The 14732-nt window shown below is 42.2% G+C and carries 23 protein-coding genes; 22 read left to right on the forward strand and 1 reads right to left on the reverse strand.

The window, feature by feature from the left end; genetic code table 11:
* The first annotated feature begins 17 nt into the window (after positions 1 to 17).
* The 19 genes from rplN to MST17_RS02305 all read left to right on the forward strand — a co-directional run bounded on the left by rplN (position 18) and on the right by MST17_RS02305 (position 11086).
* Positions 18 to 386: a 50S ribosomal protein L14 gene (gene rplN, locus MST17_RS02215; RefSeq protein ID WP_005012978.1), complete on the forward strand. Its 369-nt coding sequence runs from the start codon at positions 18 to 20 to the stop codon at positions 384 to 386.
* Positions 387 to 395: 9 nt separating this feature from the next.
* Positions 396 to 713: a 50S ribosomal protein L24 gene (rplX, locus tag MST17_RS02220; protein WP_078189274.1), complete on the forward strand. Its 318-nt coding sequence runs from the start codon at positions 396 to 398 to the stop codon at positions 711 to 713.
* Between the two features lie 15 nt (positions 714 to 728).
* On the forward strand, positions 729 to 1265 hold the full coding sequence (gene rplE, locus MST17_RS02225) for a 50S ribosomal protein L5 (RefSeq protein ID WP_067762907.1): 537 nt from the start codon (positions 729 to 731) through the stop codon (positions 1263 to 1265).
* A gap of 9 nt (positions 1266 to 1274) precedes the next feature.
* On the forward strand, positions 1275 to 1580 hold the full coding sequence (rpsN, locus tag MST17_RS02230; RefSeq protein ID WP_067762906.1) for a 30S ribosomal protein S14: 306 nt from the start codon (positions 1275 to 1277) through the stop codon (positions 1578 to 1580).
* A 12-nt stretch (positions 1581 to 1592) separates the two neighbouring features.
* A complete protein-coding gene (gene rpsH, locus MST17_RS02235) occupies positions 1593 to 1988 on the forward strand; it encodes a 30S ribosomal protein S8 (RefSeq protein ID WP_078189273.1) in 396 nt (131 codons plus the stop codon).
* A gap of 13 nt (positions 1989 to 2001) precedes the next feature.
* Positions 2002 to 2535, forward strand: coding sequence for a 50S ribosomal protein L6 (gene rplF / locus MST17_RS02240; protein ID WP_078189272.1), 534 nt, complete (start codon positions 2002 to 2004; stop codon positions 2533 to 2535).
* A 14-nt stretch (positions 2536 to 2549) separates the two neighbouring features.
* Positions 2550 to 2900: a 50S ribosomal protein L18 gene (gene rplR / locus MST17_RS02245; RefSeq protein ID WP_067762903.1), complete on the forward strand. Its 351-nt coding sequence runs from the start codon at positions 2550 to 2552 to the stop codon at positions 2898 to 2900.
* 2 nt (positions 2901 to 2902) lie between these two features.
* Positions 2903 to 3400, forward strand: coding sequence for a 30S ribosomal protein S5 (rpsE, locus tag MST17_RS02250; protein ID WP_067762902.1), 498 nt, complete (start codon positions 2903 to 2905; stop codon positions 3398 to 3400).
* A 6-nt stretch (positions 3401 to 3406) separates the two neighbouring features.
* Positions 3407 to 3583 (forward strand): 50S ribosomal protein L30, encoded by a 177-nt coding sequence (gene rpmD / locus MST17_RS02255; protein WP_005012961.1) that lies wholly within the window; start codon positions 3407 to 3409, stop codon positions 3581 to 3583.
* A 3-nt stretch (positions 3584 to 3586) separates the two neighbouring features.
* Positions 3587 to 4027 (forward strand): 50S ribosomal protein L15, encoded by a 441-nt coding sequence (gene rplO / locus MST17_RS02260; RefSeq protein ID WP_078189271.1) that lies wholly within the window; start codon positions 3587 to 3589, stop codon positions 4025 to 4027.
* A gap of 45 nt (positions 4028 to 4072) precedes the next feature.
* Positions 4073 to 5392 carry a preprotein translocase subunit SecY gene (secY, locus tag MST17_RS02265; RefSeq protein WP_171263746.1) on the forward strand — a complete coding sequence of 440 codons (1320 nt, stop codon included), beginning with the start codon at positions 4073 to 4075 and terminating at the stop codon, positions 5390 to 5392.
* A 20-nt stretch (positions 5393 to 5412) separates the two neighbouring features.
* Complete coding sequence (rpmJ, locus tag MST17_RS02270) at positions 5413 to 5529, forward strand: 50S ribosomal protein L36 (protein WP_000867907.1); 117 nt, start codon at positions 5413 to 5415, stop codon at positions 5527 to 5529.
* 107 nt (positions 5530 to 5636) lie between these two features.
* Positions 5637 to 5993, forward strand: coding sequence for a 30S ribosomal protein S13 (gene rpsM, locus MST17_RS02275; protein WP_078189269.1), 357 nt, complete (start codon positions 5637 to 5639; stop codon positions 5991 to 5993).
* Between the two features lie 19 nt (positions 5994 to 6012).
* Positions 6013 to 6399, forward strand: a complete 387-nt coding sequence (gene rpsK, locus MST17_RS02280; RefSeq protein ID WP_001040166.1) for a 30S ribosomal protein S11 — start codon at positions 6013 to 6015, stop codon at positions 6397 to 6399.
* Positions 6400 to 6411: 12 nt separating this feature from the next.
* Positions 6412 to 7038, forward strand: a complete 627-nt coding sequence (gene rpsD, locus MST17_RS02285) for a 30S ribosomal protein S4 (protein WP_078192454.1) — start codon at positions 6412 to 6414, stop codon at positions 7036 to 7038.
* Between the two features lie 17 nt (positions 7039 to 7055).
* Positions 7056 to 8063, forward strand: a complete 1008-nt coding sequence (locus tag MST17_RS02290) for a DNA-directed RNA polymerase subunit alpha (protein ID WP_004650465.1) — start codon at positions 7056 to 7058, stop codon at positions 8061 to 8063.
* Between the two features lie 18 nt (positions 8064 to 8081).
* Positions 8082 to 8447, forward strand: a complete 366-nt coding sequence (rplQ, locus tag MST17_RS02295; RefSeq protein WP_005012953.1) for a 50S ribosomal protein L17 — start codon at positions 8082 to 8084, stop codon at positions 8445 to 8447.
* Positions 8448 to 8663: 216 nt separating this feature from the next.
* Entirely contained in the window at positions 8664 to 10154 is a 1491-nt protein-coding gene (locus MST17_RS02300) for an NAD(P)/FAD-dependent oxidoreductase (RefSeq protein ID WP_180026054.1), read from the forward strand.
* A 134-nt stretch (positions 10155 to 10288) separates the two neighbouring features.
* Entirely contained in the window at positions 10289 to 11086 is a 798-nt protein-coding gene (locus MST17_RS02305) for an alpha/beta fold hydrolase (RefSeq protein ID WP_257246880.1), read from the forward strand.
* 44 nt (positions 11087 to 11130) lie between these two features.
* Here MST17_RS02305 and MST17_RS02310 read toward each other — a convergent pair whose 3' ends face one another.
* The gene (locus tag MST17_RS02310; protein WP_180026053.1) at positions 11131 to 12303 is read right to left on the reverse strand and encodes an acyl-CoA dehydrogenase family protein; all 1173 of its coding nucleotides are present in this window, start codon (positions 12301 to 12303) and stop codon (positions 11131 to 11133) included.
* A 182-nt stretch (positions 12304 to 12485) separates the two neighbouring features.
* Between MST17_RS02310 and MST17_RS02315 the strand changes: the two genes are divergently transcribed.
* The 3 genes from MST17_RS02315 (at position 12486) to MST17_RS02325 (ending at position 14707) form a co-directional block, all read left to right on the forward strand.
* Positions 12486 to 12743: a succinate dehydrogenase assembly factor 2 gene (locus MST17_RS02315; RefSeq protein ID WP_078189264.1), complete on the forward strand. Its 258-nt coding sequence runs from the start codon at positions 12486 to 12488 to the stop codon at positions 12741 to 12743.
* Complete coding sequence (locus tag MST17_RS02320; protein ID WP_078189263.1) at positions 12736 to 13122, forward strand: hypothetical protein; 387 nt, start codon at positions 12736 to 12738, stop codon at positions 13120 to 13122. The genes MST17_RS02315 and MST17_RS02320 overlap by 8 nt, the downstream gene beginning before the upstream one ends.
* Positions 13123 to 13642: 520 nt before the next feature.
* On the forward strand, positions 13643 to 14707 hold the full coding sequence (locus MST17_RS02325; protein ID WP_168379121.1) for a hypothetical protein: 1065 nt from the start codon (positions 13643 to 13645) through the stop codon (positions 14705 to 14707).
* Positions 14708 to 14732: the final 25 nt, after the last annotated feature.

The raw sequence follows: 14732 nt of genomic DNA on the forward strand, positions 1-14732 counted from the left end.
GGTTTTGGAGTAGGGCAATGATTCAAACCGAAAGTATGCTCGACGTAGCAGACAACAGTGGTGCTCGCCGCGTACAATGTATTAAAGTACTTGGTGGTTCACATCGTCGTTATGCTTCTGTTGGCGACATTATTAAAGTTACTGTAAAAGAAGCTATTCCACGTGCACGTGTTAAAAAAGGTGACGTGATGAATGCTGTAGTTGTACGTACAAAATTCGGCATCCGTCGTGCAGATGGTTCAGTTATTCGTTTCGACGATAACGCAGCTGTTATTTTGAACAACAACAAAGCGCCGATTGCAACTCGTATTTTCGGACCAGTGACTCGTGAACTTCGTACTGAACAGTTCATGAAAATTATTTCATTGGCTCCTGAAGTTCTATAAGAGGCACTCATGGCTAAGATTAAAAAGGGCGATCAAGTAATTGTGATCGCAGGTAAAGAAAAAGGCAAACAAGGTACTGTTTTGTCTGTTTCAAATGACCGTGTTAAGGTTGAAGGCCTTAACTTGGTAACGAAGCATCAAAAGCCTAACCGAGCTACTGGCGCTGAAGGCGGCATCGTAACTCAAGAAGCTGAGCTTCATATCTCTAACGTGGCAATTTTTAATGCTACAACCCAAAAGGCTGACCGTGTTGGTTACCAAGTGATTGAAGGCGTGAAAACTCGCGTATTCAAATCTAATGGTGAATCAGTGGCGGTAGCGAAGTAATAGGTTGACTAGGCAATGGCCAGACTTAAAACGCGTTACAACGACGAACTTAAGGCTCAATTAAAAGAAACATTGGGCGTTAAGAATGTGATGGATATTCCTCGCATTACAAAAATCACCATCAACATGGGTGTTGGTGCTGCATCAGCTGACAAGAAATTGTTAGATGGCGCTCTTTCTGATATGCAAGCAATTGCTGGTCAAAAACCAGTACTTACTTTAGCTCGTAAATCTATCGCTGGTTTCAAAATCCGTGATGGTTGGCCGATCGGCTGTAAAGTTACTTTACGCGGCGAACGTATGTACGAATTCTTAGACCGTTTGATCTCTATCGCGATCCCTCGTATCCGTGACTTCCGTGGTTTCTCTGCGAAATCATTCGATGGTCGTGGTAACTACTCAATGGGTCTTAAGGAACAAATCATGTTCCCTGAAATCGATTTTGATAAGATTGATCGTATTCGTGGTATGGACATTACCATCACTACGACTGCTCGCACCGATGACGAAGGCCGTGCGCTTATGCGTGCATTCGGCTTCCCGTTCAAATAAGAGGTCGATATGGCTAAGAAAGGTATGATTAATCGCGAATTGAAACGCGAAGCTACTGTTGCTAAATACGCTGCGAAACGTGCTGAATTAAAAGCAATTATCGCAAACGTTAATGCATCAGACGAAGAACGTTTCGAAGCGATGATGAAATTTCAAGCATTACCACGTAATGCGTCTCCAGTACGTCTACGTAACCGTTGTGGTTTAACTGGTCGTCCTCATGGTTACTTCCGTAAGTTCGGCTTAAGCCGTAACAAATTACGTGAAACAGTAATGCAAGGTGATGTACCGGGCGTTGTTAAGGCAAGCTGGTAAGGAGCACTATAAATGAGTATGCAAGATACCGTTGCCGACATGCTAACACGTGTTCGTAACGCACAAATGGCAAAGAAACAAACTGTTTCTATGCCAAACTCAAAGTTGAAAGTTGCGATTGCTAACGTACTTCAACAAGAAGGTTATATCGCTGATGTAGCTGTTGCTGACAATGAAGGCAAAGCGACTTTAACGATTACTTTAAAATATTTCGAAGGCAAACCAGTTATCGATACTGTGAAACGCGTAAGCCGTCCTGGTCTACGTCAATATCGCGGTAAAGATGCACTTCCTAGCGTTAAGCAAGGTTTAGGTATTGCAATTGTTTCTACAAGCAAAGGCATCATGACTGATCGCGCTGCACGTGCTGCAGGTATCGGTGGTGAAGTTATTGCTTTTGTTTCTTAATAGGTGATTCCTCATGTCTCGTGTGGCTAAAGCCCCAGTAACTGTACCTAACGGTGTTACAGTTACTCAGAACGGCCGGCAGGTCGAAGTGAAAGGCAGCAAAGGTACATTGTCTTTCAACCTGCATGCGCTGGTCGAGCTAAAACAGGAAGACGGTACTCTAGTTATTGCTCCTAAAGCTGAATCTAAAGATGCTTGGATGCAAGCTGGTACTGCTCGCGCTGTGCTTAACAACCTTGTAAAAGGTGTTAACGAAGGTTTCGAACGTAAGTTACAGCTTATCGGTGTTGGTTATAAAGCTGCGGTTAAAGGTAACATTGTTAACCTTAACCTTGGTTTCTCTCACCCGATCGACTACAACCTTCCTGAAGGTGTAACTGCAGAAACTCCTACTGCAACTGAAATTGTACTTAAATCTGCTGATAAAGCTAAATTAGGTCAAGTTGCTGCAGAAATCCGTGGTTACCGTCCGCCAGAGCCTTATAAAGGTAAAGGTGTTCGTTATTCTGACGAAGTTGTACTTCGTAAAGAAGCTAAGAAGAAATAAGGCGCGAGGTTCTTATGAACGAAAAGAAACAATCCCGTTTGCGTCGTGCGAAAAGCACACGCTTGCACATCCGTGCATTGGGTGCGACTCGTTTGTGTGTAAACCGCACTCCGCGTCACATCTATGCTCAAGTTATCTCTGCAGATGGTGGCAAAGTATTAGCGCAAGCTTCTACTTTAGACGCTACTCTACGTGCTGGTACTACTGGTAACGTTGAATCGGCTCAGAAAGTTGGTGCTTTAATTGCAGAACGTGCTAAAGCGGCTGGTGTAACTAAAGTTGCATTTGACCGTTCTGGTTTCAAATATCATGGTCGTATCAAAGCCTTGGCTGATGCTGCTCGTGAAAACGGCTTGGAGTTCTAATCATGGCTAAAGTTGAACAAAACGAAGGTCTTGTTGAAAAGCTGGTTGCCGTTGATCGTGTAGCCAAAGTTGTTAAGGGTGGTCGTATCTTCTCTTTCACAGCATTAACTGTTGTGGGTGATGGTAATGGTCGCGTAGGTTTTGGTCGTGGTAAAGCACGTGAAGTTCCAGCTGCTATTTCTAAAGCACTTGAAGCTGCTCGTCGCAACATGATTACTGTTGACCTTGTTGACGGTACTGTTCAGCACCCTATCAATGCTCGTCACGGTGCAAGCCGCGTTTACATGCAACCTGCTTCTGAAGGTACTGGTGTAATTGCTGGTGGCGCTATGCGTGCAGTTTTAGAAGCTGTAGGTGTACGTAACGTATTAACTAAGTGTTATGGTTCTACTAACGCTGCTAACGTAGTAAACGCAACTTTTAACGGTTTGCGTGATATGACTTCTCCTGAGAAAGTTGCTGCGAAACGTGGTTTATCAGTAGCACAAATTCAAGGGTAATCAATCATGAAAACGATTAAAGTTACCCAGACTAAATCTTCATCGCACCGCTTGAAAAATCACAAGCTTAGCCTTAAAGGTTTAGGTCTGCGTCGTATTGGTCATACAGTTGAAGTGCAAGATACGCCTTCTAACCGTGGTATGATCAACCAAGTTTACTATATGGTTAGTGTAGAGGAATAAGCCATGACTCTGCGTTTAAATACAATTGCACCTGCAGAAGGTGCTAAGCGTGACAACCTTCGTTTAGGCCGTGGTATCGGTTCTGGCGTTGGTAAGACTGGTGGCCGTGGTGTCAAAGGTCAAAACTCACGTAAGAGCGGTGGTACACGTCCTGGTTTCGAAGGTGGTCAAACTGCGTTATACCGTCGTTTACCTAAATTCGGTTTCACTAGCCAAATGGCTTTGAAAACTGCTGAAGTACGTTTATCAGAACTTGCTAAAGTTGAAGGCGACATCGTGTCTCTTGAAACTTTAAAAGCTGCTAACGTTGTACGTAAAGATATGTTGCGTGCACGCATCGTACTTTCTGGTGAAATTACTCGTGCATTCACTGTTCAAGGTGTTGCATTGACTAAAGGCGCTAAAGCTGCTGTTGAAGCTGCTGGCGGTAAAGTCGAGGAGTAATCCCCAGTGTCTATGACTCCTAGTTCGACAGGTCATGTTAACATGATGAAAGGCCAACCTTTTCATGTGAAATATCGTGAAATTATTCGCCGTATGATGTTCCTCATCGGGGCGTTGTTGGTTTTTCGACTGGGAGCACATATTCCAGTACCGGGCATTAACAATGCCGCACTAGAGAATCTGTTTAATGCAAACCAAGGTACGATCCTTGGTTTGTTTAACATGTTCTCAGGTGGTGCATTAGAGCGTATGTCAATTCTTGCTCTTGGGATTATGCCGTATATCTCTGCATCGATTATTGTGCAGTTAATGTCTACGGTTGTTCCTTCGCTGGAAGCTTTAAAGAAAGAAGGCGAACAAGGTAAGCGTAAGATCAATCAATATACGCGACAAGGCACATTGTTTCTTGCACTTGTGCAAGCTGTTGGGATGTGTGCAGGTCTGATTAGTCAAAATATTACTTTGACTAGTGGACTTGCTTTTTACGTTCCTGCTGTAACTTCTTTAGTTGCAGGTACAATGTTCCTGATGTGGTTAGGTGAGCAAATTACAGAGCGTGGAGTAGGGAATGGTATTTCCATGATCATCTTCGCTGGTATTGTTGCTGGTTTGCCGAACTTGGTTCTGCAATCTTTAACCTCAGTAGATAATGGCCAATCAAGTTTAATTGGTCTTGCAATTTTTGCATTGCTGTCTGTTGCAGTGTTAGCAGCAATTGTGTTTATTGAGAAGGCGCAGCGTCGTATTCCGGTAAACTATGCTCAAAAACAACAAGGTCGTCGTGTATTTACTGCCCAGCAAACACATTTGCCATTAAAAATTAATATGGCGGGTGTGATTCCTGCAATTTTTGCTAGTTCATTGCTATTGTTCCCAGCGAGCTTAGGGCAATGGGTAGGCAGCGCAGATCCAAATGCTGGCGTGATTAAACGTGGCCTACAAGATTTGGCACTCGTATTGTCGCCGGGTCAACCGATGTATTTGGTGCTATTTGGCGCATTAATTATCTTCTTCTGTTACTTCTATACTGCGCTAGTATTTAGCCCGAAAGAAGTGTCAGAGAATTTAAAACGTAGTGGTGCTTATGTACCGGGTATTCGTCCTGGTGAGCAAACTGCACGCTATTTAGATCATATTTTGAATCGTTTGACTTTTATTGGCGCGGTTTATATCACAATCATCTGTTTAATGCCGATGATTCTACAAAGTTCATTTGGTATTCCATTTAGCTTAGGTGGTACGTCTTTACTGATCGTAGTGGTGGTGGTGATGGACTTTATGGCTCAGCTTCAAGCTCATCTCACATCGCATCAATATGACAATCAATCGTTAATGCGTAAAACGACTGCTCATCCGAAAGGATAAGCGCACTTAGAGGTTTCATTATGAAAGTTCAAGCTTCTGTAAAGAAAATTTGTGGTAGCTGTAAAGTTATCCGTCGTAATGGGGTTATTCGCGTAATTTGCAGCGCAGAACCTCGTCATAAGCAGCGTCAAGGTTAATCTGATCAAGACCTGTTGATTTCAGTAGGCTAATTAGGTTATTATCCGCCCCTCAAAGATTTTGTCGGGCGGTTGATTATCTTAACTGCCTTTTTGGAGAAAATTGAATGGCTCGTATTGCCGGTGTAAACATTCCGGATAACAAGCATGCTGTTATCTCTCTAACGTACATTTTTGGTATTGGTCGCCACACTGCAAAAGCTATCTTAGCTGCTGCTGGTATTGCACCAACAACTAAAATTCGTGAATTAGATGACGCTCAGCTTGATGCGATTCGTGCAGAAGTTACTAAGGTTCCTACCGAAGGTGATTTACGTCGCGAAATTTCCATGAACATTAAACGTTTAATGGATTTAGGCTGCTACCGCGGTCTTCGTCATCGTCGCAGCTTGCCTGTCCGTGGTCAACGCACCAAAACTAACGCACGTACCCGTAAAGGTCCGCGCAAACCTATTAAGAAATAAGATTTCTGGAAGCTAAAAGATGGCTAAAGATACTCGCACACGCAAGAAGGTCACTCGTACCGTCTCTGAAGGTGTTGCACACATTCACGCTTCTTTTAATAACACCATTGTGACTATTACCGATCGTCAAGGTAATGCACTGGCTTGGGCTACCTCTGGTGGACAAGGCTTCCGTGGATCACGTAAATCAACTCCGTTTGCTGCTCAGGTAGCTGCTGAGGTTGCTGGTAAAGCTGCTTTAGATTACGGTTTGAAAAACTTGGACGTCCTTGTAAAAGGTCCTGGTCCAGGTCGTGAATCTGCGGTTCGTGCTTTAGGTGCAGTGGGTTATAAAATTAACAGCATTACCGATGTGACGCCAATCCCGCACAACGGTTGCCGTCCACCTAAAAAACGTCGCGTGTAAGGAGAAACATTCATGGCTCGTTATATTGGTCCAAAATGCAAACTCTCTCGCCGCGAAGGGACAGACCTGCAATTAAAATCTGGCGTTAAACCATTTGACGTCAAAACAAAAAAAGCTGCTAAAGCACCTGGCCAACATGGTGGCGCTCGTGGTGGCAAACAATCTGAGTACTCACTACAATTACGTGAAAAACAAAAAGTACGTCGTATGTACGGTGTTTTAGAGCGTCAATTTAGTAACTACTACAAAGAAGCTGCTCGTGTTAAAGGCGCAACAGGTGAAAACTTGTTGAAACTTCTTGAAAGCCGTCTAGATAACGTTGTTTATCGCATGGGTTTTGGTTCTACACGTGCAGAAGCTCGTCAGCTTGTATCTCACCGTTCAATCACTTTAAATGGTCGTCGTGTTAACATCGCGTCTATCCAAGTTAAAGCTGGTGACGTTGTTGCGGTTCACGAAGGTGCTAAACAACAATTGCGTATTAAAAACGCAGTTGAGTTAGCGACTCAACGTGGCATTCCATCTTGGATTGAAATTGATCATTCTAAATTGGAAGGTACATTCAAAGCTGCACCAGATCGCTCTGATTTACCTGCTGAAATCAACGAAAGCTTGATTGTAGAATTGTATTCTAAATAATCCTTGAGGTAGCAATAATGACGCGTACTGCAAATGAGTTTCTAACTCCGCAAGCGATTAAGGTCGAAGCGGCAAGCGGGACCTCGGCAAAAGTTATTCTAGAACCATTAGAGCGTGGCTTTGGTCATACTCTTGGTAATGCTTTACGTCGTATCCTTTTGTCTTCTTTACCTGGCGCAGCCGTGGTTGAAGTAGAGATTGAAGGTGTCGAGCACGAGTACAGTACTTTGGAAGGCTTGCAGCAGGACATCGTCGAGCTCTTGCTGAACCTAAAAGGATTGTCTATTAAGCTGTTCGATCAAAATGAAGCTTATCTGACATTGGAAAAACAAGGTCCTGGCGACGTTACAGCCGCTGACCTTCGTTTACCACACAATGTTGAAGTGGTTAACCCTGAACATTTGATCGGTACTTTAAGTGCTTCTGGCTCATTAAAAATGCGCCTGAAAGTTTCTCAAGGTCGTGGTTATGAGACTTCTGATTCACGCTTCCCTGAGGGCGAAACTCGCCCAGTGGGTCGTTTGCAATTAGATGCTTCTTACAGCCCAATCAAACGTGTGTCTTACACAGTGGAAAACGCTCGTGTAGAACAACGTACTGATCTTGATAAACTGATCATTGATCTTGAAACCAACGGTACTGTTGATCCTGAAGAAGCAATCCGCAAAGCGGCAACAATCTTGCAACAACAAATTGCAATTTTTGTTGATCTTCAGAAAGATCAAGCACCAGTTGCTCAAGAGCCTCGTGAAGAAGTTGATCCGATTTTGCTTCGTCCAGTAGATGATCTAGAGCTTACTGTTCGTTCTGCTAACTGTTTGAAAGCAGAAAATATTTACTACATTGGCGATCTTGTTCAACGTACTGAAGTTGAGTTGCTTAAAACTCCTAACTTAGGTAAAAAATCGTTGACTGAGATTAAAGATGTTCTGGCATCGAAAGGCTTGCAATTGGGCATGCGTTTAGAGAACTGGCCACCGGCTAGCCTCCGCATGGACGATCGCTTTGCTTATCGTAGCCGTTAATTAAGTAGGACTATCACCATGCGTCATCGTAATAGTGGTGTGAAATTAGGCCGTACAAGCAGTCATCGTAAAGCGATGTTCCAAAACATGGCTAATTCTTTGTTCGAACACGAGTTAATTAAAACTACTGTTCCTAAAGCAAAAGAATTACGTCGTGTTGCTGAGCCTTTAATCACTTTAGCTAAAGTCGATTCTGTAGCAAACCGTCGTTTAGCGTTTGCTCGTACTCGTTCAGCTGCAACTGTTGGTAAATTATTTACCGTTCTTGGCCCTCGTTACAAAGAGCGTAACGGCGGTTATCTACGTGTTCTTAAAGCGGGCTTCCGTGCAGGTGATGCTGCACCGATGGCTTACGTTGAGCTAGTAGATCGCGAAGTTAACTAATTTCGTGAAGAGCAGCGTACGTTGTTCTAAAAAAGGTCGGTTTTTAACCGACCTTTTTTAATGCCTGCAGTTTTATGTTGGCTGTATATTGTTAGACAATAATTCAATTTGTCCTTAAAAGATAAAAATAAATCGCCTTTTGCTTAAACTTGACATTGTGCATTGTCAAAAATGTGATTTAATAAATATAAATCTAAGATAGGTTAAAAGAACAACATGGAAAAACAAGTTGATATTCTCATTGTAGGTGCAGGGATCTCCGGTGTAGGTTTGGCTGCGCATCTTTCAAAAAAATGTCCAAATCGTTCATTTGAAATTATTGAACGTCGTGAAAGTTTCGGTGGTACATGGGATCTTTTTAAATATCCGGGTATTCGTTCTGATTCGGACATGTCAACTTTTGGCTTTAATTTTAAGCCGTGGAAAAAATCTAGTGTGCTTGCTGATGGGTCTTCGATTAAAGGCTACCTTTCTGAAGTGATTGACGAATATAAAATCAAAGAAAAAATTCATTTTCAACATCGTGTTGTGAGTGCAAATTACGACTCACAAACTCGTAAATGGTCTGTTGTTATTGAAGATGCGAAGAAGAAACAACAAACTTGGGTTGCAAATTTCGTCTTTGGCTGTACAGGTTATTATAATTATGACCAAGGGTTCCAACCTGAGTTTAAAGGGCAGGAAAACTTTAAAGGTACCTTCATTCATCCACAACATTGGCCTGAAAATTTTAATTATGCAGGCAAAAAAGTGGTGATTATTGGCAGTGGAGCAACAGCGATTACATTGGTACCAGCTATGGCAAAAGGCGGTGTTGGGCATGTGACCATGCTACAGCGTTCTCCAACCTATATTGCCTCAGTACCTTCTATTGACATCATTTATGACAAGATGCGTAAAGTATTGCCTGAAGATGTTGCTTATAAACTGACCCGTGCACGAAATATCGGTGTCCAACGGGCTGTTTATGCTGTTGCACAAAAGCAACCTAAATTACTCCGTAAATTTTTATTAAAATCAATTGAGTTGCAGTTGAAAGGTAAAGTAGATATGAAGCACTTTACCCCAGATTACAATCCTTGGGATCAGCGCCTTTGTGTGGTGCCAGATGGTGATTTGTTTAAAATTTTACGCGATGGCCGTGCATCTGTTGAAACCGATCAAATTGAAAGTTTTACTGAAAATGGCATTCAATTGAAATCAGGTAAACATCTTGATGCAGATGTAGTAATTTCTGCTACAGGTCTCAACATTCAAATTTTAGGCGGCATTAGTGCCACAATCGATGGACAGCCACTGAATACCTCAAAACATATGTTATATCGTGGTGTTATGGTCAGTGATGTACCCAATATGGCGATGATTATTGGCTATATTAATGCTTCATGGACTTTAAAAGTCGATATTGCTTCTGAATACATCTGTAAATTGATTAACTATATGGATCAAAATGGTTATAACCAAGTGATTCCACAAGGCGATGCGACCGAGTTGTTAGAAGATACCGTAATGGGAAGTTTGACTTCAGGCTATATTGCACGTGCAGCAGATGTGATGCCAAAACAGGGTAAACATGCACCGTGGAAAGTCAGCAATAACTATTTGGCAGATCGTAAAGAATTAAAGCATGCTTCATTTGAAGATGGAGTGCTGAAATTTGAAAAAAAGTCAGATCAAGTGGCGGCTAAACCCAGATTAGTTTCTTAAGGCAGTTATAGAAAAAGGAGCATCATGCTCCTTTTTTTTTGCTTTAGATGAGTGACTTTAGGGTTTTATTTGATGCGCTTTATTTGTTGAAAAATATATCATGTTGAAAATAAGGAAAAGCACACAGGGTTAATGTGAATATTCAAGAACATTCAGAATTTATAAAATTAAATGATTATGAGCTATATACCAAAGCTTGGCAGCCCGAAACAGCAGATAAAGATGTAACTTTGGCCCCGATTATATTGATGCATGATTCACTGGGGAGTGTGGATTTGTGGCGTGATTTTCCTGCGCAATTGGCTTCTGTGTCTGGCAGAAAGGTCATTGCTTATGATCGATTGGGTTTTGGTCGTTCGTCAGCAAACCCTGATGTATTAAGTACGGATTTTGTCTATGCCGAAGCACAGCAGGGCTTTAAGGTGCTACTTCAACATTATTCTATTCAACAGTTTATCGTGATGGGGCATAGTGTTGGCGGAGGAATGTCTGTTGTGATTGCCAGTGAATATACTGAACAATGTCGAGGTCTGATTACTATATCAGCACAGTATGAAGTGGAAGAACTCACATTATCGGGTATACGTGAAGCTAAAACAGGGTTTGCGCAGCCTGGACAGCTTGAACGCTTGGCTAAATACCATGGGGATAAAGCCCAATGGGTTTTGGATGCTTGGACTGAAACTTGGCTCTCACCGAGTTTTCGTCAATGGAACCTCGAGCATTATGTTGGAAAAGTACAGTGTCCAAGCTTGATCATTCATGGAGAACTGGATGAATACGGGACGACAGCACAAGCTCAGAAACTTTTTTCGGGTATACAAGGCGATACCGAGCTAGAGATTTTGGAAGGGCTTCATCACATGCCGCACAAAGAGCAACCTGCTTTGGTCACTGCACTGATCTGTGATTTTGTGAATGATTTAAGTTGATATCGAAAGAATGAAAAAAGCCCATCAGATGATGGGCTTTGTTGTTATAAAGAGCGGGAAATCAGCTCTTTCATAATTTCATTGGTACCGGCATAAATACGATTGGCTCGATTGTCAATATAAGCCCGTGCAATTGGATATTCAAGCATATAGCCATAGCCACCATGCAACTGCAGACATTCATCCACAACTTTGGAAAACATTTCTGAAATTTTGTATTTAGCAGCGGCTGCAGCGTCAATACCGAGCTGTTCCTCAAGTTGTAGTTCCATACAGCGATCTAGATAAGCTCTACAAAAATCGATCTCAGTACATAGTTCTGCCAATTTAAAACGGGTGTTTTGGAAACTAGATACGGTCTTGCCAAATGCCTTACGCTCTTTGGTGTATTGAACAGTGTGCGCAAAGGCTGCTTCTGCACCGGCTTGGCAAATAATCGCGACCAACATACGTTCCCAAGCCAATTCCTTCATCAGCATCATAAAGCCCATACCTTGCATGCCAAGTAAGTTGCTTTTAGGGACGCGGACATTGTCAAAGAACAGTTCACAGGTATCCTGACCTTTCATGCCAATTTTATTTAAAGGTTTGCCTTTGCTAAAACCGACGCGATCTGCCTCGACGATAATTAGCGATAAATTAGCTGAACCTTTTTCACTATTACCTGTCTTGCAGACCACAATTGCCATGTCACATAAATAGCCATTGGTGATAAAGATTTTTGACCCATTAATAATATAGTCATCGCCATCTTCTGTAGCGGTTGTGCGTACCGCTTGTAGGTCTGAACCTGTGCCTGGTTCGGTCATTGCAATGGCAGTCACGGTTTCGCCAGAAGCCATTTTCGGCAGCCAATGCAGCTTTTGTTCTTCATTGCCAAAGTTATGAATATAATTGGCCACAATGTCGGAATGCAGTGAAAAGCCAGTAGAGGAGTCCATAGCATAGGCCTGCTCTTCAATCAGAATCATGCTATAGAGTCGGTCTACACCATAGCCACCGTAAGCTTCGGGCATGGTCGGGCAAAGTAAGCCCATGGCACCGGCTTTATTCCATAAGTCACGGTCAACGTGTTGCTGATTTTCGTATTTTTCGATATTAGGTATGACTTCTTTTTCATAAAATTTTCGTACTGTTTCACGAAATGCATCATGTTCTGCATTAAATAATTGACGTGGCAGCATGTTGTTGAGTGGGCGAATCGCTCCAGATTGCATTTTGAATATCCTATTCATTTTTATGGCTTTGTCTTCAACTTATAAGATGCAGCGTGTGACTGCAATGTGCAGAACATTCAAAAGCAAGAATTGCGATGAAGCATTCGATCAATCTTTGAAAACACTCCACTTCAATGGGGTGGATGAGTTACACTAGACGGGTTCAACGATTGGGGAAGACAATGACTGATGAAATCAGCTTAGAAGAGCGTAAAGTGATCTACCGCGCACGTCGTGGTTTAAAAGAGATTGATGTTTATTTTGATCCCTACGTCAAAAATTACTATTTACAAGCCGATGCAGCTGAAAAAGACATGTTTGCAGAACTCGTTGCTGCAGAAGATCCAGATTTGTTGGATTGGTTTATGGAAGTTAGTGAACCGCCACGTCCTGAATTAAAAACGTTTATTCAAAAATTAAAACATTACGTTCATGGATAATCGGCAATTCAAACTGAAACGCAGTTTTTTATCGCATGCGTTTCAGTTTTTTATTTTTGCGGTATTGATGACGCTGCTTTATCAGTTACTAACACCCATGCTTTGGGGGATATTTTTCCTCATCGGGCTAGTGGTTTATGTTCTGTTTTTCCGTAAGCATTTACACGTCACCAGTCTAGATTATTTGGATGGAACTGATTGGTCTTTGCAACGACTGAACCGCCCGGTGCAACGCGTTCAAATTAGCCATATTTTGGATCATCAAATGTATATCGTGGTGTATTTTATGCATGCGCGTGCAAAACCGGTGATTATTTGGCGCGATCAATTGTCATTGAAACAGTGGAAATCACTCAAAGTATTGGCCAAAATGATCTAATTGTTAGACAGCCTGTATTTTTAAAATTCTATAAAATGAAAATATTTCATTATCTTATATTGCAGGTAAAATAATCTTGTCTGACAGGATTGGATTTTATTGGCAAAATATTTAAATTGTCTGACAATTTTAAGCTGTGCGGTGATTCTCTGCCTATATATTAGCCTTACCAACAGCCGTTAAAGGAAATCATCATGATGATGCCAACTTGGATGTTTCTGGTAATAGCGATTGTGTTAGCAATTGTTATAGGACGACTAGGAACAGTGCTGAAGGAACAGTTAACTCAAAAATAAGCAGTCAAACGCTTTCACAGTTAATAAGTAGCATGTGCCGAACCGTCGCTATGCTACTTTTTTTTTGCCTAAAATTTAGTCTTTCTAAAAAATCAGTCAATTGCATTCAGCGTGATTCATGGCACAGTGTGTCGTTCAAATTAGAGCAAATACTCTTTTATTCATTTTTTGCTTCTGATATGTTTGTCGTGATGGACATAAACACAATTATAGAGGACAGGAAAATGTCGAGCGTCCAAAAAATATGCCAGGGTGTGGCAGTTGTAGCAATAACAAGTACATTATTCGCGGGTTGTTCACAGGTTGTAAAAACCGGTGCTAATGTTGCACTCGGATTTACCGAAAAACATATTGTGCCACCAATTTTAGCCATGGAAGATGCTGAAATGGTGTGTAATTCAGGTAATTCATTAACCCCAGCCATTATGGCCACCAAAGATATGGGCGCAGACCCAACACGTGTGGCTGTGTTGATGTATTCAGCAGCAGGGATTTGTGCAGAACAAAAAGCCTTGGATGCAGAGTTACGTTATTTACGTGCATCTAAAGCTAACCAAGTAACCGAAGCACAGGATGCCCGTGTTGAGCAAAAGCGTTGGGCGGCACTTGCGGCACAGCGTCAATATACCGGCTATCAATTATTTCAAGATCGTTTTGAAAAGAAGTATAAGAAAAGTCTAGGTGAAGGCTGTCCAAAAATGAACAGCGACATTGACCAAACAGTGTATATGTTGGGAATGTTAAGTGGCTTACAGGCCATGACCAATGATATTAACTCAGGTGGGGCGGTAAACGTTCCTAAAGACATTGCTGCGATTGTTGAACGCGGTATGGTGTGTCTGAATAATGAAAAATTCTGGGGCGCACCAAATGCAACCCGCGCTGTGATCTGGACTTTACTGCCGGGTGCTGGAGATGGAAAACCTGATCCATACCAAACCTTAAAACAATCCGCGCAAATTGGTGAGCAAAAAGGCGTGAGACTATCTCATGCGTTATATGCCGTTGCTGCACAGGCCAGTGGCGATGATGCGAAAATCCGTGATGCCTTACGTACCTTTGCACAAGCGCGTAGTGATGAAAAACCTGTTAACCCACAATTTAAACTCATCGATAGTATGGCTGAAAGCATGGTGAAAGGGATTTCAGATCGTTATTGGACTGAACATACAGGCGTTCGTACGGCTGATGATGGTATGGAACATTTCTGGGATGAAAGTGCCAATAGTTCTGAACTCGATGATTTGTTTAGTGGTGATATTGAAACCAGTGGCACAGCTGCAAATTAATCTTTGCAATAGCGTTTAAAAGTGA

This window comes from Acinetobacter sp. YH16056_T (genome assembly GCF_024605895.1).
In the GTDB taxonomy this organism is placed as follows: Bacteria; Pseudomonadota; Gammaproteobacteria; order Pseudomonadales; family Moraxellaceae; genus Acinetobacter; species Acinetobacter amyesii.